The organism is Pseudomonas sp. 05N431, assembly GCF_056397005.1.
Map to the genome: position 1 here is coordinate 13,746 of NZ_JBFTMN010000029.1, position 20,293 is coordinate 34,038.

Consider the following 20,293-nt stretch of genomic DNA (forward strand, 5'->3'; position numbering starts at 1 on the left):
ATGACCAGCTTCAAGATTGGCGACCGCATGATCGGTGCCGATGCGCCGCCATTCATCATCGCCGAGATGAGTGGCAACCATAACCAGTCGCTGGAAGTTGCGTTGCAGATCGTCGAAGCGGCGGCCAAGGCAGGCGCGCATGCCTTGAAATTGCAAACCTACACCGCCGACACCATGACCCTGGATCTGGATCAAGGTGAGTTTTTCATCAAGGACCCCAACAGCCTGTGGGCCGGCACTTCGTTGTATGCGCTGTATGAGAAGGCGCATACCCCGTGGGAATGGCATGCACCGATCTTTGCCCGAGCCAAAGAGTTGGGCATGCTGGCGTTTTCGACACCCTTCGATGAGACCGCCGTGGATTTCCTCGAAAGCCTCGACGTGCCGGCCTACAAGATCGCCAGTTTCGAAAACACCGACGTGCCCCTGATTCGTCGGGTCGCCGCGACTGGTAAGCCGCTGATCATTTCCACCGGCATGGCCAGCATCGCCGAGCTGGATGAAACCGTGCGCGCGGCACGTGCAGCCGGCTGCAAGGACCTGGTGCTGCTCAAATGCACCAGCACTTACCCGGCCACGCCTGCCAACAGCAATGTGCGAACCATTCCACATCTGCGCGAGCTGTTTGGTTGCGAAGTGGGGCTGTCCGATCATTCGATGGGCGTCGGGGTCTCGGTGGCTGCGGTGGCCCTTGGGGCGACGGTGGTGGAAAAACATTTCACCCTGGACCGGGCCGCCGGCGGCGTCGACGCGAGCTTCTCGCTGGAACCAGCCGAACTCGCCAGCCTGGTGGTCGAGACCGAACGTGCCTGGCAGGCCATGGGCGAGGTGCATTATGGCGTCACCGAGGCCGAGCAGAAGTCGCTGGTGTATCGTCGTTCGCTGTACGTAACTCAAGACATGGCCTCCGGTGAGGTGTTCACGTCAGAGAACCTGCGAGCCATTCGCCCGGGGCTGGGACTTGCACCCAAACATGCTGAAAGCATTATCGGACGACGTGCACGCGGGCCTTTAAAGCGCGGCACAGCGCTGGCCTGGTCGCTGATCGAATGAGCGCTTGTGTGGCTGATTGCGGAAAATAGCGTGACCTGCGAGTCATAACGGGCATCTTCACTGTATTGTATTGATCGGGAAGATGGCGCCTGGCCGGTAACCGGCTCAGTGATAGCCCTTTAGGCTTTCCGTGGTTGCCCGTTGCGGGCAACGCAAAATCTATGTGTCGGCGCCCCTCGATTCGTGCGAACGGGGGTATTCAGCTGTTTATTATTGGGAAGCCGTAATGATTGGCATAAAGAGCATTGCGAGCTACGTACCTGTAGCCGGCGTGGACAATTACGCACAAGGTGCAAAATTCGAAAAGGATGAGGAATTCATCCTGGGCAAGATCGGTTCCGCTTTCCTGCCGCGTAAAGACGCCGGGCAGGAAACCTCGGACCTGTGTGTCGAAGCGGTCAATACGTTGTTTGCCAACAACCCGGCGCTCAAGCGCGAATCGATCGACGTGCTGATCGTTGTCACCCAGAACGGCGACGAAGAAGGTCTGCCGCACACCGCAGCGATCGTTCAGGACAAACTCGGCCTGCCCACCACCGTTGCCGCCTTCGATATCTCCCTGGGCTGCTCCGGCTACGTGTACGGCATCTACGCGATCAAGGGCTTCATGGAAGCCGCGGGCCTGAAGAACGGCCTGTTGGTGACCGCCGACCCTTATTCGAAAATCGTCGACCCCGAAGACCGCAACACCACCATGCTGTTCGGTGATGCCGCCACCGCGACCTGGATGGGCGAAGATGCTCCGTGGCAGTTGGGCAAGGCCAAGTTCGGCACCGATGGTTCTGGTGCGCCGCACCTGAAAGTCACTGATGGGGTGTTCTTCATGAACGGTCGTCAGGTGTTCAACTTTGCATTGCTGAAAGTCCCGGCACATTTGCGCGAGTTGCTCGATGAGTCCGGCCTGCACGACGACGATATCGATGCGTTCTGCATTCACCAGGGCAGTGCGGCGATTGTTGACGCCGTGGCGCGGCGCTTCGAAGGTGATCCGGAGAAATTCATCAAGGACATGGTCGAGACCGGTAATACCGTGTCTTCGAGCATTCCGTTGCTGTTGGAAAAACACGTACTCGACTCCAAATGGAAGCGCGTTGCGCTGAGCGGTTTTGGTGTAGGGCTCTCGTGGGGTTCGGCGATTATTTATCGTCCTTGAGCTAAATCCTGTGGCATAAAAATAGCGTCCAAAGTGTAACCTTGGACGCTATTTTTTTTGCCTGAATGACAATCGAGGCAGCATGAGCGACAGCGTTGAAGACAATTTCCAGGTAATAGAGCGTCGCTGGCCGGCGCTGCATGTACGGCTGATGACTGAAGACAGTACGGCGGTTCAGGCTGAGCTGGTGGAAGGATTGGGCTCGACCCTGAGCATTGCCGGTATCCAGCTCACCAGTCGCCATGACCGTACGCGTGAAGCGCGGTTGCAAGCGGCCAGTCTGCCGCCGGCAAGCGAGGTGGTGCATGTCTACGGTACAGGGCTGGGTGACTTGCAGTCAGTACTGCTTGAAAACGCCGAGCTTCAGCGTTTGTACGTGCATATCCTCAATGGCGCGATTTTCTCGTTGACGCTGCAGTTGCTCGATCAGCGGCACTGGCTCAGTGATCCACGGGTCGAGTTGATCTACGCCGGCGACTTGTCGGACATCCACCTGCCGTTTTTTGCGTTACCGTCCGAGATGCTGCTGGCAGATGATTTCAATGCCAAGATCCGGGATCGGCTGATCAGCGAAGTGCACCTTACCTTCAATAATCGTGAGTTCGATCCGCAGTCTCCAGCGATCATTGAGCGGTTGGAGGAGAGTCGTGAACTCGTCAGTCGTGATCGCGATGTTGCCGAGTTGTTTGCGACGTGTACCGGTCGGGAGGTCTATGTGATCGGCACGGGGCCAAGCCTTGAGCAGCACTTTGATCAGCTTCGGGCGATACACGAGCGCGATCAGCGTCCCTTGTTCATCAGCGTCGATACCGCCTATCGACCGTTGATCGAGCATGGCATCAGGCCGGATCTGGTGGTCAGTATCGACCGGCGAATAAGCTTCAGGCACTTGCCACCCGAGGACTCCGACAACATCCCGCTGGTGTACCTGCCCATGAGCGACCCGCAGGTGTTGAACGCCTGGCAGGGCACGCGTTATGTCGGGTATTCCGCCAGCCCGGTCTATGCCGCTATTCGCCAGGAGATCAGCAAGGCTGAACTGTATGTCGGTGGCAGCGTGATCCATCCGGCAGTGGACCTGGCGGTGAAGATGGGCGCGGACCGGATCACCCTGTTCGGTGCCGACTTTGCGTTCCCGATGAACAAAACCCATGCCGGCTGGAACGATGGCGATCTGGGGCCAGGCGTGAACCAGGCCAAGCATTGGGTGCTCGATGGAAATGGGGAGCGGGTCCGAACGCAGTTGAATTTCCGCAGTTATCTGTGTGAGCTGGAGCGCTACATCGCCGGGCATCCGCAGGTGCGCTTTTTTAACAGCAGCCGGGCGGGGGCGATGATTGTGGGAACGACGTTCAATCAGGAGTTCGTGCAATGAGCGGGCTTGCACAATGCATTATCGATTGCCGGCAGTGCGCCGGGTTGTTTCGTCTGGGGCGTGATGTCGAGGCCGCGCTGAGCATGGTCGATGTGTTCGACAAGGTGCAAGGCCTCTTGAGTCAGGCCCCTGAAGATATCCAGTTGCAGTGGGCGCAATTGCTCATGTCGATGCTGGCCTCCCAGGAGGCGCAGGACTGGTTGGGGCTGGCCGACACCATGGAGTATGAATTGATCGACTTGCTGGACGCGAGTCACGCTCACCTCTGAACCGTTTTTGCCGGCCGGGCGATCTCCTCGCTCTTCTGTCGCCGGCATTTCCCTGGCGTCATTTTTCTCTCGTGGGTCTCGTGCAGGCCTTTGTTTTCGCGGGGATGGCAGTGTGATGGCAATTATTTTAAAAAAAGCCCTCAAGCAACCTGCAATCGCGACGATAACTACTACGAAGGTTCTCTAGGCCACACCCGGCGGTTGCCAGGGCCGGAAGCCGCAGTACCCAACCAACGAGGAATTCACCATGTCTTTAGGCGTAAACACTAACGTCGCTTCTCTGTCTGTTCAGAAGAACCTGAACAATGCCGCTAACGCTCTGCAGACCTCCATGACTCGTCTGTCTTCCGGCCTGAAAATCAACAGCGCCAAAGACGACGCTGCCGGCCTGCAGATCGCTACCCGTATGAGCAGCCAGATCCGCGGTCAGACCGTAGCTATCAAAAACGCCAACGACGGCATCTCGATGGCTCAGACTGCTGAAGGCGCTCTGCAAGAGACTACCAACATTCTGCAACGTATGCGTGAACTGGCTCTCCAGGCACGTAACGGCACCAACGGCACTGCTGACCAGTCCGCGACCAACGCGGAATTCACTCAGATGTCCGACGAGCTGACCCGTATTTCCCAGGCCACCAACCTGAACGGCAAAAACCTGCTGGACGGTTCCGCCGGCAGCATGACCCTGCAAGTGGGCTCCAACACCGGTACTGCCAACCAGATCACTCTGACCCTGAGCACCAAGTTCGACGCCGTCAGCCTGTCCGTAGGTAGCGGTACTACTGTTCTGACCGGTGCTACCAGTGCTACTGCTGCTACCAACATCGACGGTGCAATCACCGCAATCGATGCTGCAATCGCCTCTGTTGGTGCTGTTCGTGCAAACCTGGGTGCTTCGCAAAACCGTCTGACCAGCACCATCTCCAACCTGCAGAACGTCAACGAAAACGCCACCGCTGCACTGGGTCGCGTACAAGACACCGACTTCGCAGCAGAAACTGCTCAGCTGACCAAGCAGCAAACCCTGCAGCAAGCTTCCACCTCGGTTCTGGCTCAAGCCAACCAACTGCCTTCCGCTGTACTGAAGCTGCTTCAGTAATTTCGGAATGAGTTTTGGCGAGGGAGTGTGCTGGTCGCGCTCTCTCGCCTTTTTACGTTAAGAGGTGATGGATATGGACATGAGCGTGAAGCTGAACTTGTCTTACCCGACTGCTCAGCCGGCAAGTACGACGGTCGATAAAACGGCTGCAGCACCTCGTAGCGGCAGTGACAGTGTTCAGGCTGTGGCTGGAAGTAAGGACGCGGACGCGCAGAAGCTGAAACTGGCCGTGCAAGAGATCGAGAAGTTCGTACAGTCGATCAAGCGCAACCTGGAGTTCTCTATCGATGAGGCTTCCGGCAGGGTGGTCGTGAAGGTGATTGCCACTGAGTCGGGTGAGGTGGTGCGACAAATCCCTTCCGAAGAAGCGTTGAAGCTGGCGGACAGTTTGAGTACGGCGAGCAATGTTTTGTTTGATGCAAAAGCCTGACTACTGGCATGAATAGTGTTTGTACGCTGATTTGACGGCGTGAGTGGTCAAAAGACTGGCGACAGACAGAAAGGGAGATGCACATGGCAAGTCCAATTTTACCGGGTACAGGTCTGGGTTCCGGCCTGGATATCGGTTCGATCGTTACAGCGTTGGTCAACAGCGACAAGTCGGCCAAACAGACTCAGATCACCACGCAGACCACGCTCAATACCTCGAAAATTTCCGGTGTGGGTTCGCTGAAAAGTGCTTTGGCTGCTTATCAGGCTGCCATGGATAAGCTCAATAGCTCGACAAATCCTGCGTTTGGCGGGTTTGCGGCTACCTCGTCGACTCCGGCAACCTTGACCGTGACTTCTGATAACACCGCGGTCAACGGTACTTACAGCATTAATGTGAAGAATCTGGCTACCGGTTCCAAAGTTGCCAGTGCTTCATTTGCAGGCGGTGCTGCCAGTGCCATTCCGAGTGGTACTTTGAATATCAGTCAAAATGGCACTGCCTACAACGTCACTATCCCGTCCGGTGCGACGCTCCAGTCCACTCGCGACGCGATCAACACCACGCTGACGGCCAAAGGCATCACGGCCAACATCGTCACCGACAGCAGTGGTTCGCGTCTGGTGCTCGGGTCGACTACTACCGGCAAGGGTTCGGACCTTACTGTCAGTGGTATTGCCGGTCTGGAAATCGACGGCACCAAGATGATGGGGACTATCCCTGATCCTTCGTCGACCACCGGGGGGACGATGCCTGATCCCGCCAGTGCCGGTACGATCGGTGCGCTGGCCGCTGATGCGAGCCTGACGATTGATGGTCTGGCAGTCACCAGCAAAACCAATACCGTCAATCAGGCGGTGGGTGGCTTGAGCATGACGTTGGTTGCGCCGGGGGCCTCGACGGTAACCGTGGCGACCAATACCACCGGTTTGCAGACGGCGGTACAGTCGTTCGTCGACGCGTATAACACGCTGGTGAAAACGGTTACCTCGCTGACCCAGGCCTCGGCCGATGCCAATGGCAAGCTGACCGTCTCTGCTGCGCTGACCGGTGACTCGGTGCCTCGTTCAATAATTGCCGATATTCGCAATCAGTTGGTGACTCCCGGGCCTGGGGGGCAATTGGCGGTGTTGTCGCAATTGGGCATCACGACCGATCAGAAGCTCGGTACGCTGAACTTTGACTCCACCAAGTTCACTGCTGCGATGACTACCAAGGGCTTGAGTAGTCAGGTTCAAACGCTGTTCACCGGCACCAACAGCACTAATGGCCTGCTGGCCCGAATGGGTACGGCGATCAAGCCTTACTTGCAGACCGGTGGCATTCTTGATCAGCGCACCACCAGCCTGAACCAGCAGAAAAACGATCTGAGCAATCAGCAGGTGGCGTTGGACTTGCGCGTTACCAAACTGACCGCGACGCTGACGGCCAAGTACAATGCCATGGACCTGTTGGTCGGGCAGATGAAGGCAACGTCGACCAGTATCACCTCGTTCTTCACCTCCTTGAACGCACAGAAGTCCGGCGGCTAATCTTGAGCCAGCGCCAAAAACCCGGCTGCGTTTTTAACGCGCCGGGTTTTTGCCTTTTGAATTTAAGTTTTTTGACTCGTAGACGATACATTGGTTATACGAGCCCTTGAGTTGTGATGAGGTAGAGCATGAATCCGATGTTAGCCCTTCGGCAATATCAGAAAATTGGAGCGCAGGCCCAAACCTCCGAAGCCAGTCCGCACCGCTTGGTGCAGATGCTGATGGAAGGTGGGCTGGATCGTATTGCTCAGGCCAAAGGCGCCATGGAGCGAAAGGATATTCCGGGCAAAGGTGTATTCATCAGCAAGGCCATCGGCATCATTGGTGGCCTGCGCGAAGGTCTGGACCTTGAGAACAAGGCGGATGAAGTAGGAGAGCTGGATAATCTCTACGTCTACATGATGAAGCGTCTGGCGGAGGCTAATATCAAGAGCGATCCGAAGATCCTTGACGAAGTCGCCAGTTTGCTGGGGACGGTCAAAGAAGGCTGGGATGCCATCGCAGCGCCAGGTCCGCAGTTTTAAGGAGATCACCGTGAGTCTTGTACTGCAGCGTATCGAACAAACCCGTGAAGCCCTGGTCGATGCATTGGCCGAGCGTAACTGGGAAGCTATCGGTCAACTGGACCTGGATTGCCGTTCCTGCATGGAAGACGTTTTGAGTGAGGCTTCGCTGGATGAGGCTGCGTTGCGCGATAATCTCGAGGAGTTGCTGGGGGTCTATCGGCAGTTGCTGGAGGCGGCGACGGGAGAGCGTCAGGCAATATTCGATGAGATGTCGCAGATCCATCAAGCACAGAACGCGGCAAAGGTTTACCATCTGTTCGGTTAATGCTCAGTTAATCCGACCGTAGTGCGCCATAAATTTGACTGTGCACGGTTTTTTGACTTAACTAGTGGCTGTTTGAAGATTTCAGGCGTCTATCAGGCCTAACGTGCCTGCAAGCGTCTAGCTTGCCCACTCATTTCGGGCATTGAGTTGACTAGGGAAGTTGCTATTGCATGTGGCGTGAAACCAAAATTCTGCTGATTGATGACGATAGCGTCCGCCGCCGTGATTTGGCGGTGATTTTAAATTTTCTTGGCGAAGAAAATTTACCCTGTGGTAGCCATGACTGGCAGCAGGCTGTCGGCTCTTTGTCATCAAGTCGTGAAGTCATTTGCGTTCTTATCGGGACGGTAAATGCTCCAGGCTCTCTTCCGGGCCTGTTAAAGACACTCGCTACCTGGGATGAGTTCCTTCCGGTTTTGTTAATGGGCGATAATTCTTCCGTTGACCTGCCGGAAGACCAGCGTCGCCGGGTACTTTCCACGCTGGAAATGCCGCCCAGCTACAGCAAGTTGCTCGACTCCCTGCACCGCGCCCAAGTATATCGCGAGATGTACGACCAGGCCCGCGAGCGCGGTCGTCACCGTGAACCCAATCTTTTCCGTAGTCTTGTCGGCACCAGCCGGGCGATTCAGCACGTCCGCCAGATGATGCAGCAAGTGGCCGATACCGATGCCAGCGTGCTGATCCTCGGTGAGTCCGGTACGGGCAAGGAAGTGGTTGCGCGCAATCTGCACTATCACTCCAAGCGGCGCGACGCGCCGTTTGTGCCGGTCAACTGCGGTGCGATCCCGGCCGAGCTGCTGGAAAGCGAATTGTTCGGCCACGAGAAGGGCGCCTTTACCGGGGCTATCACCAGCCGCGCCGGGCGTTTTGAGCTGGCCAACGGCGGTACGCTGTTTCTCGACGAGATTGGCGACATGCCGCTGCCGATGCAGGTCAAGCTGCTGCGGGTATTGCAGGAGCGCACTTTCGAGCGCGTGGGGAGTAACAAGACCCAGAGCGTCGACGTGCGGATCATTGCCGCGACTCACAAGAATCTCGAAAGCATGATCGAGGTCGGCAGCTTCCGTGAGGATCTGTACTACCGCCTCAATGTTTTCCCGATCGAGATGGCGCCGCTGCGTGAGCGTGTCGAAGATATTCCGTTGCTGATGAACGAATTGATCTCGCGTATGGAGCACGAGAAGCGCGGTTCCATTCGCTTCAACTCGGCAGCGATCATGTCGCTGTGCCGTCATGGCTGGCCGGGCAACGTCCGTGAGCTGGCCAACCTGGTCGAGCGCATGGCGATCATGCACCCGTATGGCGTGATCGGTGTGGTCGAGTTGCCGAAGAAATTCCGGTATGTCGACGACGAAGACGAGCAACTGGTCGATAGCTTGCGCAGCGATCTTGAAGAGCGGGTAGCCATCAATGGCCACACTCCGGACTTCACCGCTAACGCCATGCTGCCGCCGGAAGGGCTGGACCTCAAGGACTACCTCGGTGGCCTGGAGCAGGGCCTGATTCAGCAGGCACTGGATGATGCCAATGGCATTGTGGCGCGTGCTGCCGAACGCCTGCGCATTCGCCGTACCACCCTGGTCGAGAAGATGCGCAAGTACGGCATGAGCCGTCGCGAAGGTGATGAGCAGGCGGATGATTGACGCCTGTTTTTCAACTCGCTGAATAATGGGCGGTTTTTTTTAGGCACGGGTATTGCTACGTCCCTCGCAACGTTCCGTTTAACTGACGGTCAGCCCAGCGAGAGAGCACGATGCCCCACGCCGCCCAAATGTCTCCTGTCTCCGAAGTCTCGGGGCAATCGTCCTCTGTAGAGCAGGCAAGTCGGCTTGGCCTTGAGCAGGCGTTCGCGCTGTTCAGTCAGATGTCGAGCCAACTGACCGATTCCTACAGCATGCTTGAAGCCCGGGTCACCGAGCTCAAGGGCGAACTGGCGGTGGTCAGTGCTCAGCGCATGCAAGAGCTGGCCGAAAAAGAGCGCCTGGCCAACCGGCTGCAAAACCTTCTCGACTTGTTGCCCGGTGGCGTCATCGTCATTGATGCCCAGGGTATGGTGCGCGAAGCCAATCCGGCGGCCTGCGAACTGCTGGGTCTGCCGCTTGAAGGCGAGTTGTGGCGTCATGTGATTGCCCGCTGCTTTGCTCCACGCGAAGACGATGGTCATGAAATTTCCCTGAAGGATGGTCGACGCCTGTCGATTGCCACGCGCTCGCTGGATGCCGAGCCGGGCCAGTTGGTGCTGCTCAACGACCTGACCGAAACCCGGCACTTGCAGGATCAACTGGCTCGCCATGAACGCTTGTCGTCCCTCGGGCGGATGGTCGCTTCCCTGGCGCATCAGATTCGCACGCCGCTGTCCGCGGCATTGCTGTACGCCAGTCATTTGACTGAGCAAGAGTTGCCGGTCGCTACCCAGCAACGGTTTGCCGGGCGTTTGAAAGAGCGCCTGCATGAGCTCGAACATCAGGTGCGGGACATGCTGGTGTTCGCTCGCGGCGAGTTGCCGTTGACTGATCGCGTGACGCCCGGGGCGCTCCTGCAATCGCTGCAAGCGGCGGCATTGACGCATGTCCAGGATTATCCGGTGCGTTGGCAGTGCGACAGTCATGCCGGGGAGTTGCTGTGTAATCGCGACACGCTGGTCGGTGCGCTGCTGAACCTGATTGAAAATGCGATACAGGCCAGTGCTGGCGATGTTCGTCTGAAGGTCCATCTATATACCCGTGAAAACACCCTTCGGCTGTGCGTCAGCGATAACGGTGGCGGTATTGACCCCGTCGTGCTGGCGCGCCTGGGTGAGCCTTTTTTCACCACCAAAACCACCGGCACCGGCCTTGGCCTGACCGTGGTCAAGGCAGTGGCCCGTGCTCATCAGGGAGAATTGCAGTTGCGCTCGCGGCTGGGCCGTGGGACGTGTGCGGTGGTGGTCTTGCCGTTGTTTTCCAGCGCTCAAGGAGTGGAAAGAGGCTGATGGCAATCAAGGTTTTACTGGTCGAAGACGACCGCTCGCTGCGCGAAGCATTGGCGGATACGCTGCTGCTGGCCGGTCACGACTACACCGCAGTGGGCTCGGCCGAAGATGCGCTGCAAGCTGTGGCGAGCGAGTCCTTCAGTCTGGTGGTCAGTGACGTCAACATGCCGGGCATGGATGGTCATCAGTTGTTGGGTTTGTTGCGAATTCGCCAGCCGCAGTTGCCGGTGTTGCTGATGACCGCCCATGGCGCGGTTGAGCGTGCCGTCGATGCGATGCGTCAGGGGGCGGCAGACTATCTGGTCAAGCCGTTCGAGCCCAAGGCCTTGCTGGATCTGGTGTCGCGCCATGCCCTGGGTTGTCTCGGCGCCGCAGAAGGCGAAGGCCCGGTGGCGTTCGAGCCGGCCAGTGCGCAGTTGCTTGAGCTGGCAGCTCGTGTAGCGCGCAGTGATTCGACGGTGTTGATCTCGGGTGAGTCGGGGACCGGCAAAGAAGTGTTGGCACGTTACATCCACCAGCACTCGCGTCGCGCCAGTCAGCCGTTCATTGCAATCAATTGCGCGGCGATCCCGGACAACATGCTCGAGGCGACCTTGTTCGGGCATGAGAAAGGCTCGTTCACCGGCGCTATTGCAGCTCAGGCCGGCAAGTTCGAGCAAGCCGATGGCGGGACCATTCTGCTCGATGAAATTTCCGAAATGCCCCTGGGGCTTCAAGCCAAGCTGCTGCGCGTGCTGCAGGAGCGTGAAGTCGAGCGTGTGGGCGCGCGCAAGCCGATTGCGCTGGATATCCGGGTGGTGGCAACCACGAACCGCGATCTGGCGGGCGAAGTGGCGGCGGGGCGCTTTCGTGAGGATCTTTACTATCGCCTGTCGGTGTTTCCGCTGGCCTGGCGTCCGTTACGTGAGCGCACTGCCGATATCTTGCCGCTGGCCGAGCGTCTGCTGGCCAAGCACGTCAATAAAATGAAGCATGCCGCCGCCAGGCTGTCGCCGGAAGCTCAGGCTTGCCTGATCGGTTATCCGTGGCCGGGCAATGTGCGCGAGCTGGACAACGCCATTCAGCGGGCGCTGATTTTGCAGCAGGGTGGTTTGATTCAGCCACAGGACTTCTGCCTTGCGGGGCCTGTGGCTTGCGCGCCACTGCCGGTATTGGCGCCGGTTCCAATGTCGTCACGAGTGCTCGAAGTCGAGGCGCCGCAAGGCGATTCTGCGGGCGCGCTGGGTGATGACCTGCGGCGTCGCGAGTTTCAGATGATCATCGATACATTGCGTTCCGAGCGCGGGCGACGCAAAGAAGCGGCCGAGCGCCTGGGTATCAGCCCGCGGACCTTGCGCTACAAGCTGGCGCAAATGCGCGATGCGGGAATGGACGTTGAAGGTTATCTGTTCGCGACCTGAACCGTATCTGTAGCTGCTGTCGAGCTTGCGAGGCGGCGTTCGGCCGCGGAGCGGTCGTAAACCGGGCGACGAGATTTTCCAGAAAAAACGCGAACGCAGGGTTTGCGAGGACTTCGTCCGAACGCGGCCCGCCTCGAACGCAGCCTCGCAAGCTCGACAGCTGCTACGGGGCGGTGATCCGTGTCGGACTTTTATGAAAGGTCGCCATGGAGCTGGCACCCTTGTTGCTAACACCACTCTATCCGCCGAATGAGTGTCAAAAAATTGCGGGTCGTCAGAGAGAGTAGACCATGAGCCAGGGTATTGAATTTAATCGGTTGATGTTGGACATGCGGTCCATGCAAATGGACGCCATGGCTCAGCCGAAAGCCGCCGTTGCAGTGCCGGAAATGGGCGGTAGCAGCTTTTCTGACCTGCTCGGCAAGGCCGTCAACAAGGTCAACGATACCCAGCAGGCTTCGAACCAGTTGGCCAATGCGTTCGAAATTGGCAAAAGCGGCGTCGACCTGACCGATGTGATGATTTCCTCGCAGAAGGCCAGCGTGTCTTTCCAGGCGTTGACCCAAGTGCGTAACAAGCTGGTACAGGCATACCAAGACATCATGCAGATGCCGGTCTAAGGAAGTATTGAGTCATGGCAGAAGCAGTCGCCGATAACGTTCCGGCCAAGGCCACACCTGTCGACGGAAAACCGCCGTTGTTTGGTCTGTCCTTCCTGGAAAACCTTTCCGAGATGACCATGCTGCGTCAGGTAGGCCTGTTGGTTGGCCTGGCTGCAAGCGTGGCGATTGGTTTTGCCGTGGTGCTGTGGTCGCAGCAACCCGACTATCGGCCGCTGTACGGCAGCCTTGCCGGTATGGATGCCAAGCAGGTCATGGCAACCCTGGCCGCCGCTGACATTCCCTATACGATTGAACCCAACTCCGGTGCCTTGCTGGTCAAGGCCGATGATGTGGCACGTGCGCGGCTCAAGCTCGCCGCTGCTGGTGTCACTCCCAGCGACGGCAATATCGGTTTTGAAATCCTCGACAAGGACCAGGGCCTGGGGACCAGTCAGTTCATGGAAGCGACCCGTTATCGTCGCGGCCTTGAGGGTGAACTGGCGCGGACCATTTCCAGCCTGAACAACGTCAAGGGTGCCCGCGTGCACCTGGCGATTCCGAAAAGCTCGGTATTCGTGCGTGATGAACGCAAGCCAAGCGCGTCGGTACTGGTCGAGCTCTATTCCGGTCGGTCGCTGGAACCCGGCCAGGTCATGGCCATCATCAATCTGGTGGCGACCAGTGTTCCCGAGTTGAGCAAGTCGCAGATCACCGTTGTCGACCAGAAGGGCACCTTGCTCTCGGATCAGGCGGAAAACTCCGAACTGACCATGGCCGGCAAGCAATTCGATTACAGCCGCCGCATGGAAAGCATGCTCACCCAGCGTGTGCACAATATTCTGCAGCCGGTGCTGGGCAACGATCGCTACAAGGCTGAAGTCTCCGCCGATGTGGATTTCAGTGCAGTCGAGTCGACTTCGGAGCAGTTCAACCCGGATCAGCCAGCCCTGCGCAGCGAGCAATCGACTTCCGAACAGCGCACCGCCAGCAACGGCCCGCAAGGCGTTCCCGGTGCGCTGAGCAACCAGCCGCCATCGCCGGCTTCGGCGCCACAAACCACCGGTGGCTCGAGCGCTTCCGCGGGCATGGTGCAGCCAGGTCAGCCGCTGCTGGATGCCAACGGCCAGCAAATCATGGACCCGGCAACCGGTCAGCCGATGCTGGCACCGTACCCGGCGGACAAGCGTCAACAATCCACCAAGAACTTCGAACTCGACCGTTCCATCAGCCACACCAAGCAACAGCAGGGTCGTTTGAATCGCCTGTCGGTTGCGGTCGTTGTGGATGATCAGGTCAAGGTCAACGCGGCCAACGGTGAAACCACCCGTGCACCGTGGAGCGCCGATGAATTGGCGCGCTTCACGCGTCTGGTGCAGGACGCCGTCGGTTTTGATGCCAGCCGTGGCGACAGCGTCAGCGTGATCAACGTGCCGTTCTCGGCCGAGCGTGGCGAAGTCATCGCCGACATTCCGTTCTACTCGCAGCCCTGGTTCTGGGATGTGGTGAAACAGGTTCTCGGCGTGCTGTTCATCCTGGTGCTGGTGTTCGGCGTGCTGCGTCCGGTGCTCAACAACATCACCGGCGGCGGCAAAGGCAAGCAACTGGCGGGTCTTGGCAGCGATGTCGAGCTCGGTGGCATGGGCGGCCTGGACGGCGAACTGGCCAACGACCGCGTCAGCCTCGGTGGCCCGCAAAGTATTCTGCTGCCTAGCCCGAGCGAAGGCTATGACGCACAGTTGAACGCAATCAAGAGCCTGGTGGCCGAAGACCCGGGTCGTGTGGCTCAGGTCGTGAAAGAGTGGATTAACGCAGATGAGTGATAACCGAGCCGCTATCGCCAAACTCAGCCGGGTCGACAAAGCCGCGATTCTGCTGCTGTCCCTGGGTTCAACCGATGCTGCGCAAGTGTTGCGCCACATGGGGCCTAAAGAGGTCCAGCGTGTGGGTGTGGCCATGGCGCAAATGGGCAACGTGCACCGCGAGCAGGTCGAGCAGGTGATGAGCGAGTTCGTCGACATCGTCGGCGATCAGACCAGCCTCGGCGTCGGCTCCGATGACTATGTGCGCAAGATGCTCACCCAGGCGCTGGGCGAAGACAAGGCCAACGGCCTGATCGACCGTATCCTGCTGGGTGGCAACACCAGCGGTCTGGACAGCCTGAAGTGGATGGAGCCGCGTGCCGTGGCGGACGTGATCCGTTACGAGCACCCGCAGATCCAGGCCATCGTCGTGGCGTATCTCGACCCGGATCAGGCCGGCGAAGTGCTCGGCAACTTCGACCATAAAGTACGCCTCGATATTATTTTGCGCGTGTCTTCGCTGAACACCGTACAGCCTGCCGCGCTGAAAGAACTCAACCAGATTCTCGAGAAGCAATTCTCCGGCAACTCCAACGCCGCGCGTACCACCCTGGGCGGTATCAAGCGTGCAGCCGACATCATGAACTTCCTCGACAGCTCGATCGAAGGTCAACTGATGGACTCGATCCGCGAAGTCGACGAAGACCTGTCCGGTCAGATCGAAGACCTCATGTTCGTGTTCAACAACCTGTCCGATGTCGACGACCGCGGGATTCAGGCATTGCTGCGCGAAGTGTCCTCGGACGTGCTGGTGCTGGCCCTCAAGGGCTCGGACGAAGGCGTCAAGGAAAAGATCTTCAAGAACATGTCCAAGCGGGCGGCCGAATTGCTGCGCGACGACCTCGAGGCCAAGGGCCCGGTACGCGTCAGCGATGTGGAAACCGCACAGAAAGAAATCCTTACCATTGCCCGCCGTATGGCCGAAGCCGGAGAAATCGTTCTCGGCGGGAAGGGCGGCGAGGAAATGATTTAACGCCATGGCATCCAAGAGCGATGAGTCGCCCACTGACCTGATCCGTGCGCGTGATGTCCGCGGTTTTGATATCTGGTCGTTGCCCAGCTTCGACCCGCACGTCCCGGAGCCTGAACCCGAGCCTGAGCCCGAACCGCCAGAGATGGAAGAAGTGCCGCTGGAGGAAGTCCAGCCACTGACCCTCGAAGAGCTCGAAAGCATTCGACAGGAAGCCTACAACGAAGGCTTCGCTACTGGCGAGCGAGAAGGCTTTCACAGCACCACGCTCAAGGTTCGTCAGGAAGCTGACGTGGCCCTGAGTGCGAAGCTCGCCAGCCTTGAATTGCTGATGGGCAATCTGTTCGAACCGATTGCCGAGCAGGATACGCAGATCGAGAAGTCTCTGGTCGGGCTGGTCCGGCACATTGCCAAACAGGTGATTCAGCGCGAACTGGCCATCGATTCGACGCAGATCGAACACGTCATGCGCGAAGCCCTGAAATTGCTGCCGTTGGGCGTCGGGAATGTGCGTCTGTACATCAATCCGCAGGACTTCGAGCTGGTCAAGGCATTGCGCGAGCGTCATGAAGAGACCTGGCGCATCGTCGAAGACGAAGCCATGTTGCCAGGCGGGTGCCGGGTCGAGACCGAGCACAGCCGCATCGACGCGACCGTAGAGACCCGTATCACGCAAATCATGGCCAAGCTGTTCGATCAATTACACGATCAGGCGCTGCATCCGGCTGAGGCGGATTTGACGCTGGAATTTCCCGTCAGCGAAAAACCGTCTGCCTTGGCGCTTGAGCCAGAGTCAGAGCCAGAGCCAGAGCCGGAAATCGCTGATGCGCCTTGATCGCACCAGCTTCGGCAAGCGCCTGAGTACTTATGCGCATGCCACCGAGCTTCCCGGCCAACCGATCCTTGAAGGGCGCTTGCTGCGCATGGTCGGCCTCACGCTTGAAGCCGAGGGCCTGCGCGCTGCCATGGGCAGCCGCTGCATGGTGATCAACGACGACAGTTATCACCCGGTACAGGTCGAAGCCGAAGTCATGGGCTTCTCTGGCAGCAAGGTATTTTTGATGCCGGTCGGCAGTGTCGCCGGCATCGCCCCGGGCGCCAGGGTCGTGCCCTTGGCCGATGCCGGGCGCTTGCCGATGGGCATGAGCATGCTCGGGCGGGTACTGGATGGCGCCGGTCGTGCGCTGGACGGCAAGGGCGGAATGAAAGCCGAAGACTGGGTGCCGATGGATGGTCCGACCATCAACCCGCTCAAGCGTGACCCCATCAGCCAACCGCTGGATGTGGGTATTCGCTCCATCAACGGATTATTGACAGTCGGTCGCGGTCAGCGCCTCGGTCTCTTCGCCGGCACCGGCGTCGGCAAGAGTGTGCTGTTGGGCATGATGACCCGCTTTACCGAGGCCGACATCATCGTGGTCGGGCTGATCGGCGAGCGGGGTCGCGAGGTCAAGGAATTCATCGAGCACATCCTCGGTGAAGAGGGACTCAAGCGCTCCGTGGTGGTGGCGTCGCCTGCGGACGATGCACCGCTGATGCGTCTACGCGCCGCGATGTACTGCACGCGAATCGCCGAGTATTTCCGCGACAAAGGCAAGAACGTCCTGTTGCTGATGGATTCACTGACCCGTTTTGCTCAGGCGCAACGGGAAATCGCTCTGGCCATCGGCGAGCCTCCCGCGACCAAGGGTTATCCGCCATCGGTATTCGCCAAACTGCCGAAACTGGTGGAGCGTGCCGGTAATGCCGAGGCAGGCGGCGGTTCGATCACCGCGTTTTATACGGTGCTGTCCGAAGGTGACGACCAGCAGGATCCGATCGCCGATGCCGCGCGGGGCGTGCTCGACGGGCACATCGTCCTGTCGCGTCGCCTGGCGGAAGAGGGGCATTACCCGGCGATCGACATCGAAGCGTCCATCAGTCGGGTCATGCCGTCGGTGGTCAGCCCGGACCACATGACCCGTGCGCAGTATTTCAAGCAGCTGTGGTCGCGTTATCAGCAAAGTCGCGACCTGATCAGTGTCGGTGCCTATGTGGCGGGCGGCGACCGGGAAACCGATCTGGCGATCTCGTTGCAGCCACAATTGGCCAAGTACCTGCGTCAGGGCCTGAACGACAGCATCAGCCTGGGTGAGAGCGAGGCGTACCTTGCCTCGATCTTCGCCCCGGCGGCTGGCGGCTAACCCCTCATGGCCCAGAGCCGGTCGGCGCGCCTGGCGCCCGTGGTCGATATGGCTGAAAAGGCCGAAAAGACCGCCGCCCAGCGCCTGGGACACTTCCAGGGCCAGGTGCGATTGGCCGAAAGCAAGCTCGCCGACCTCGAAAGCTTCCGCCTCGAGTACCAGGAACAATGGATCGTACGCGGCAGCCATGGCGTCTCGGGGCAATGGTTGCTGGGGTATCAGGGCTTTCTTGCGCAACTGGGCACCGCGATCGATCAGCAGCGCCAAAGCCTGGCCTGGCACCAGAACAACCTGAACAAGGCGCGTGACACCTGGCAGCAGGCGTTTGCCCGGGTTGAAGGGCTGCGCAAACTGGTGCAGCGTTACATTGATGAGGCTCGCCAACTCGAAGACCGGCGCGAGCAGAAGCTGCTCGACGAGCTTTCCCAGCGTTTGCCGCGCCACGACCCGTATTGAGCGTTGCTTTCAAATGGCCTTGCTCATGCCCCCTGCAAGTGCTAAACCTTCTACACGTTGCCAATGACAGGGAAGCCGCAGCATGTCAGTCGTTACAGAAGTATCTCCGGATGGGCAAAAACTCACGATTTCGGTCAAGGGGCGGTTCGATTTCGCCAAGCATCAGGAATTTCGTGAGTCCTACGAACGCCCCGACGGGCAGATGCCAAACTCGGTGGTGGTCGACTTGAAAGAAGCGACCTACCTCGACAGCTCGGCGTTGGGCATGTTGCTGCTGTTGCGTGATCATGCTGGCGGAGACAACTCCGATATTCGCGTGGTCAACAGCAGTTCCGATGTGAAGAAAATCCTCGCCATCTCCAATTTCGACAAGCTGTTCGACATCAGTTGATCGTCATGTCGACGCTGCCCGAGCCGCTGACCGTGCTGATCGCAGAAGACAGCGCGGCCGATCGCTTGTTGCTGTCGAGTATCGTCCGTCGTCAGGGACATGAGGTGTTGACCGCGGCCAACGGCGCCGAAGCGGTTGAGCTGTATCAGCAGCAGCGTCCGCAATTGGTGTTGATGGACGCGATGATGCCGGTAATGGACGGTTTCGAAGCGGCGCGACAGATCAAGCTGCTGGCCGGCGAAACGCTGGTGCCGATCATCTTCCTGACCTCGCTGACGGAAAGCGAAGCCTTGGCGCGTTGCCTGGAGGCGGGTGGCGACGACTTTCTGGCAAAACCCTATAACCAGGTGATCCTCAGCGCCAAGATCAAGGCGATGGATCGTTTGCGGCGCTTGCAGGCGACGGTCCTGGAGCAGCGCGATCTGATTGCCAGGCACCATGAGTACCTGCTCAATGAGCAACGGGTGGCCAAGGCGGTATTCGACAAGGTGGCTCACTCCGGTTGCCTGAGCGCTCCCAATATCCGTTATTCACAATCCCCTTACGCACTGTTCAACGGCGACCTGTTGCTGGCGGCATTTACGCCGGCCGGTGACATGCATGTGCTGCTGGGGGATTTCACCGGTCATGGCCTGCCGGCGGCGGTCGGCGCCATGCCGCTGGCGGAAGTGTTCTATGGCATGACTGCCAAGGGTTACGGCCTGGCGGAAATGCTGTGCGAGATGAATGCCAAGCTCAAGCGTATCCTGCCGGTGGATATGTTCTGTTGCGCGACCCTGTTGTGCCTGAGTTTTCAGCGTCGTTCAGTGGAGGTCTGGAACGGCGGTATGCCGGATGGTTATCTGCATGATATCGCCAGCGGAAAGCGCACCACGTTGCTGGCGCGGCATCTGCCCCTGGGTGTGTTGAGTTCGCAAGCCTTTGACGATCGCACCGAGGTGTTCCCGATGGCCCTCGGCGACCGGGTATTCCTGTTGTCGGACGGCGTGATCGATACCTGTGATGCCAATGAGCAGCTGTTTGGAGTCGAGCGATTAGAGCGGGTATTTGCCGACAATCGCCAGCCAGAACGGTTGTTCGAGGAAATTGAACAGGCGTTGCAGGATTTTCGGGGCGAGGCGCGTGATGATGTCAGCATGGTTGAGGTCAGTCTGCTCGAGGCCGCGCAGCTCACGCCTCCGGCCATGGTGTATTCCGACAGTAGTGTGTCTTGCCCACTGGATTGGTCAGTGAGTTTTGAGTTTCGTGCAGATTCGCTCAGGCGCTTCAACCCGTTGCCTTATCTGATGCAATTGTTGCTTGAGGTGCATGGGTTGCGGGCGCAAAGCGGGGCGCTCTACAGCGTGCTGGCCGAGCTTTATTCCAATGCGCTGGAACATGGCGTACTGGGCCTGGATTCGAGTATCAAGCGCGATGCCTCCGGGTTTTCGCGGTATTACGAGCAGCGCAATGCGCGTCTGGAGGCGCTTGAGGATGGTTACCTGCGGGTGCATATGCAGCTGTCGCCGCAAGGTGCGGGTGGCTGCCTGGTGGTGGAAGTCGAAGACAGTGGCGCAGGGTTCGACGTGGAGCGGGTCATGGCTCGACCGGTCGACGATGGCCGTTTGTCGGGTCGTGGTGTGAGCCTGATTCGTCAGTTGAGTCACCGAGCCAGTTGGTCGGACAATGGTCGGCGTGCCCGCGTGGAGTTTTCCTGGGAGGCTCAGGCATAATCCG

20 protein-coding genes are annotated in these 20,293 nt (G+C 58.8%); all 20 read left to right on the forward strand.

Going from position 1 to position 20,293, the window contains the following annotated elements; genetic code table 11:
- The 20 genes from pseI (at position 1) to AC1DIG_RS28205 (ending at position 20,289) form a co-directional block, all read left to right on the forward strand.
- Positions 1-1,053, forward strand: coding sequence for a pseudaminic acid synthase (gene pseI / locus AC1DIG_RS28110; RefSeq protein WP_477769942.1), 1,053 nt, complete (start codon positions 1-3; stop codon positions 1,051-1,053).
- A gap of 226 nt (positions 1,054-1,279) precedes the next feature.
- On the forward strand, positions 1,280-2,206 hold the full coding sequence (locus AC1DIG_RS28115; RefSeq protein ID WP_477769943.1) for a ketoacyl-ACP synthase III: 927 nt from the start codon (positions 1,280-1,282) through the stop codon (positions 2,204-2,206).
- 82 nt (positions 2,207-2,288) lie between these two features.
- Complete coding sequence (locus tag AC1DIG_RS28120; RefSeq protein WP_477769944.1) at positions 2,289-3,581, forward strand: motility associated factor glycosyltransferase family protein; 1,293 nt, start codon at positions 2,289-2,291, stop codon at positions 3,579-3,581.
- Positions 3,578-3,850 carry a hypothetical protein gene (locus AC1DIG_RS28125; protein ID WP_477769945.1) on the forward strand — a complete coding sequence of 91 codons (273 nt, stop codon included), beginning with the start codon at positions 3,578-3,580 and terminating at the stop codon, positions 3,848-3,850. The genes AC1DIG_RS28120 and AC1DIG_RS28125 overlap by 4 nt, the downstream gene beginning before the upstream one ends.
- A gap of 247 nt (positions 3,851-4,097) precedes the next feature.
- The gene (locus AC1DIG_RS28130) at positions 4,098-4,949 is read left to right on the forward strand and encodes a flagellin domain-containing protein (RefSeq protein ID WP_103315605.1); all 852 of its coding nucleotides are present in this window, start codon (positions 4,098-4,100) and stop codon (positions 4,947-4,949) included.
- 73 nt (positions 4,950-5,022) lie between these two features.
- Complete coding sequence (locus AC1DIG_RS28135) at positions 5,023-5,379, forward strand: flagellar protein FlaG (RefSeq protein WP_477769946.1); 357 nt, start codon at positions 5,023-5,025, stop codon at positions 5,377-5,379.
- An 83-nt stretch (positions 5,380-5,462) separates the two neighbouring features.
- Positions 5,463-6,911: a flagellar filament capping protein FliD gene (gene fliD / locus AC1DIG_RS28140; protein ID WP_477769947.1), complete on the forward strand. Its 1,449-nt coding sequence runs from the start codon at positions 5,463-5,465 to the stop codon at positions 6,909-6,911.
- 128 nt (positions 6,912-7,039) lie between these two features.
- Complete coding sequence (fliS, locus tag AC1DIG_RS28145) at positions 7,040-7,435, forward strand: flagellar export chaperone FliS (protein ID WP_427529926.1); 396 nt, start codon at positions 7,040-7,042, stop codon at positions 7,433-7,435.
- 10 nt (positions 7,436-7,445) lie between these two features.
- Positions 7,446-7,742 carry a flagellar protein FliT gene (fliT, locus tag AC1DIG_RS28150; RefSeq protein ID WP_123423334.1) on the forward strand — a complete coding sequence of 99 codons (297 nt, stop codon included), beginning with the start codon at positions 7,446-7,448 and terminating at the stop codon, positions 7,740-7,742.
- Between the two features lie 170 nt (positions 7,743-7,912).
- Positions 7,913-9,388, forward strand: a complete 1,476-nt coding sequence (locus AC1DIG_RS28155; protein ID WP_477769948.1) for a sigma-54 dependent transcriptional regulator — start codon at positions 7,913-7,915, stop codon at positions 9,386-9,388.
- Positions 9,389-9,516: 128 nt separating this feature from the next.
- Entirely contained in the window at positions 9,517-10,716 is a 1,200-nt protein-coding gene (locus tag AC1DIG_RS28160) for a sensor histidine kinase (protein WP_477769949.1), read from the forward strand.
- Complete coding sequence (gene fleR / locus AC1DIG_RS28165) at positions 10,716-12,116, forward strand: sigma-54-dependent response regulator transcription factor FleR (protein ID WP_477769950.1); 1,401 nt, start codon at positions 10,716-10,718, stop codon at positions 12,114-12,116. Before AC1DIG_RS28160 ends, fleR begins: the two co-directional genes overlap by 1 nt.
- Positions 12,117-12,406: 290 nt before the next feature.
- On the forward strand, positions 12,407-12,736 hold the full coding sequence (gene fliE, locus AC1DIG_RS28170; RefSeq protein ID WP_427529933.1) for a flagellar hook-basal body complex protein FliE: 330 nt from the start codon (positions 12,407-12,409) through the stop codon (positions 12,734-12,736).
- 14 nt (positions 12,737-12,750) lie between these two features.
- Positions 12,751-14,538, forward strand: coding sequence for a flagellar basal-body MS-ring/collar protein FliF (gene fliF / locus AC1DIG_RS28175; RefSeq protein WP_477769951.1), 1,788 nt, complete (start codon positions 12,751-12,753; stop codon positions 14,536-14,538).
- Positions 14,531-15,550, forward strand: a complete 1,020-nt coding sequence (gene fliG / locus AC1DIG_RS28180) for a flagellar motor switch protein FliG (protein ID WP_019692390.1) — start codon at positions 14,531-14,533, stop codon at positions 15,548-15,550. Before fliF ends, fliG begins: the two co-directional genes overlap by 8 nt.
- Positions 15,551-15,554: 4 nt before the next feature.
- Positions 15,555-16,382: a flagellar assembly protein FliH gene (gene fliH / locus AC1DIG_RS28185; protein WP_477769952.1), complete on the forward strand. Its 828-nt coding sequence runs from the start codon at positions 15,555-15,557 to the stop codon at positions 16,380-16,382.
- Positions 16,372-17,730, forward strand: a complete 1,359-nt coding sequence (gene fliI / locus AC1DIG_RS28190) for a flagellar protein export ATPase FliI (RefSeq protein ID WP_477769953.1) — start codon at positions 16,372-16,374, stop codon at positions 17,728-17,730. Before fliH ends, fliI begins: the two co-directional genes overlap by 11 nt.
- Positions 17,731-17,736: 6 nt before the next feature.
- Entirely contained in the window at positions 17,737-18,186 is a 450-nt protein-coding gene (gene fliJ / locus AC1DIG_RS28195; RefSeq protein ID WP_216741855.1) for a flagellar export protein FliJ, read from the forward strand.
- Positions 18,187-18,268: 82 nt separating this feature from the next.
- Complete coding sequence (locus tag AC1DIG_RS28200) at positions 18,269-18,577, forward strand: STAS domain-containing protein (protein WP_019692386.1); 309 nt, start codon at positions 18,269-18,271, stop codon at positions 18,575-18,577.
- A 5-nt stretch (positions 18,578-18,582) separates the two neighbouring features.
- Positions 18,583-20,289: an ATP-binding SpoIIE family protein phosphatase gene (locus AC1DIG_RS28205; protein WP_477769954.1), complete on the forward strand. Its 1,707-nt coding sequence runs from the start codon at positions 18,583-18,585 to the stop codon at positions 20,287-20,289.
- Positions 20,290-20,293 lie beyond the last annotated feature (4 nt).

Bases quoted from the DNA above. Each gene is read 5' to 3' on its own strand.
- pseI (WP_477769942.1), top strand. From the start codon at position 1: ATGACCAGCTTCAAGATTGGCGACCGCATGATCGGTGCCGATGCGCCG.
- AC1DIG_RS28115 (WP_477769943.1), top strand. From the start codon at position 1,280: ATGATTGGCATAAAGAGCATTGCGAGCTACGTACCTGTAGCCGGCGTG.
- AC1DIG_RS28120 (WP_477769944.1), top strand. From the start codon at position 2,289: ATGAGCGACAGCGTTGAAGACAATTTCCAGGTAATAGAGCGTCGCTGG.
- AC1DIG_RS28125 (WP_477769945.1), top strand. From the start codon at position 3,578: ATGAGCGGGCTTGCACAATGCATTATCGATTGCCGGCAGTGCGCCGGG.
- AC1DIG_RS28130 (WP_103315605.1), top strand. From the start codon at position 4,098: ATGTCTTTAGGCGTAAACACTAACGTCGCTTCTCTGTCTGTTCAGAAG.
- AC1DIG_RS28135 (WP_477769946.1), top strand. From the start codon at position 5,023: ATGGACATGAGCGTGAAGCTGAACTTGTCTTACCCGACTGCTCAGCCG.
- fliD (WP_477769947.1), top strand. From the start codon at position 5,463: ATGGCAAGTCCAATTTTACCGGGTACAGGTCTGGGTTCCGGCCTGGAT.
- fliS (WP_427529926.1), top strand. From the start codon at position 7,040: ATGAATCCGATGTTAGCCCTTCGGCAATATCAGAAAATTGGAGCGCAG.
- AC1DIG_RS28155 (WP_477769948.1), top strand. From the start codon at position 7,913: ATGTGGCGTGAAACCAAAATTCTGCTGATTGATGACGATAGCGTCCGC.
- AC1DIG_RS28160 (WP_477769949.1), top strand. From the start codon at position 9,517: ATGTCTCCTGTCTCCGAAGTCTCGGGGCAATCGTCCTCTGTAGAGCAG.
- fleR (WP_477769950.1), top strand. From the start codon at position 10,716: ATGGCAATCAAGGTTTTACTGGTCGAAGACGACCGCTCGCTGCGCGAA.
- fliE (WP_427529933.1), top strand. From the start codon at position 12,407: ATGAGCCAGGGTATTGAATTTAATCGGTTGATGTTGGACATGCGGTCC.
- fliF (WP_477769951.1), top strand. From the start codon at position 12,751: ATGGCAGAAGCAGTCGCCGATAACGTTCCGGCCAAGGCCACACCTGTC.
- fliG (WP_019692390.1), top strand. From the start codon at position 14,531: ATGAGTGATAACCGAGCCGCTATCGCCAAACTCAGCCGGGTCGACAAA.
- fliH (WP_477769952.1), top strand. From the start codon at position 15,555: ATGGCATCCAAGAGCGATGAGTCGCCCACTGACCTGATCCGTGCGCGT.
- fliI (WP_477769953.1), top strand. From the start codon at position 16,372: ATGCGCCTTGATCGCACCAGCTTCGGCAAGCGCCTGAGTACTTATGCG.
- fliJ (WP_216741855.1), top strand. From the start codon at position 17,737: ATGGCCCAGAGCCGGTCGGCGCGCCTGGCGCCCGTGGTCGATATGGCT.
- AC1DIG_RS28200 (WP_019692386.1), top strand. From the start codon at position 18,269: ATGTCAGTCGTTACAGAAGTATCTCCGGATGGGCAAAAACTCACGATT.
- AC1DIG_RS28205 (WP_477769954.1), top strand. From the start codon at position 18,583: ATGTCGACGCTGCCCGAGCCGCTGACCGTGCTGATCGCAGAAGACAGC.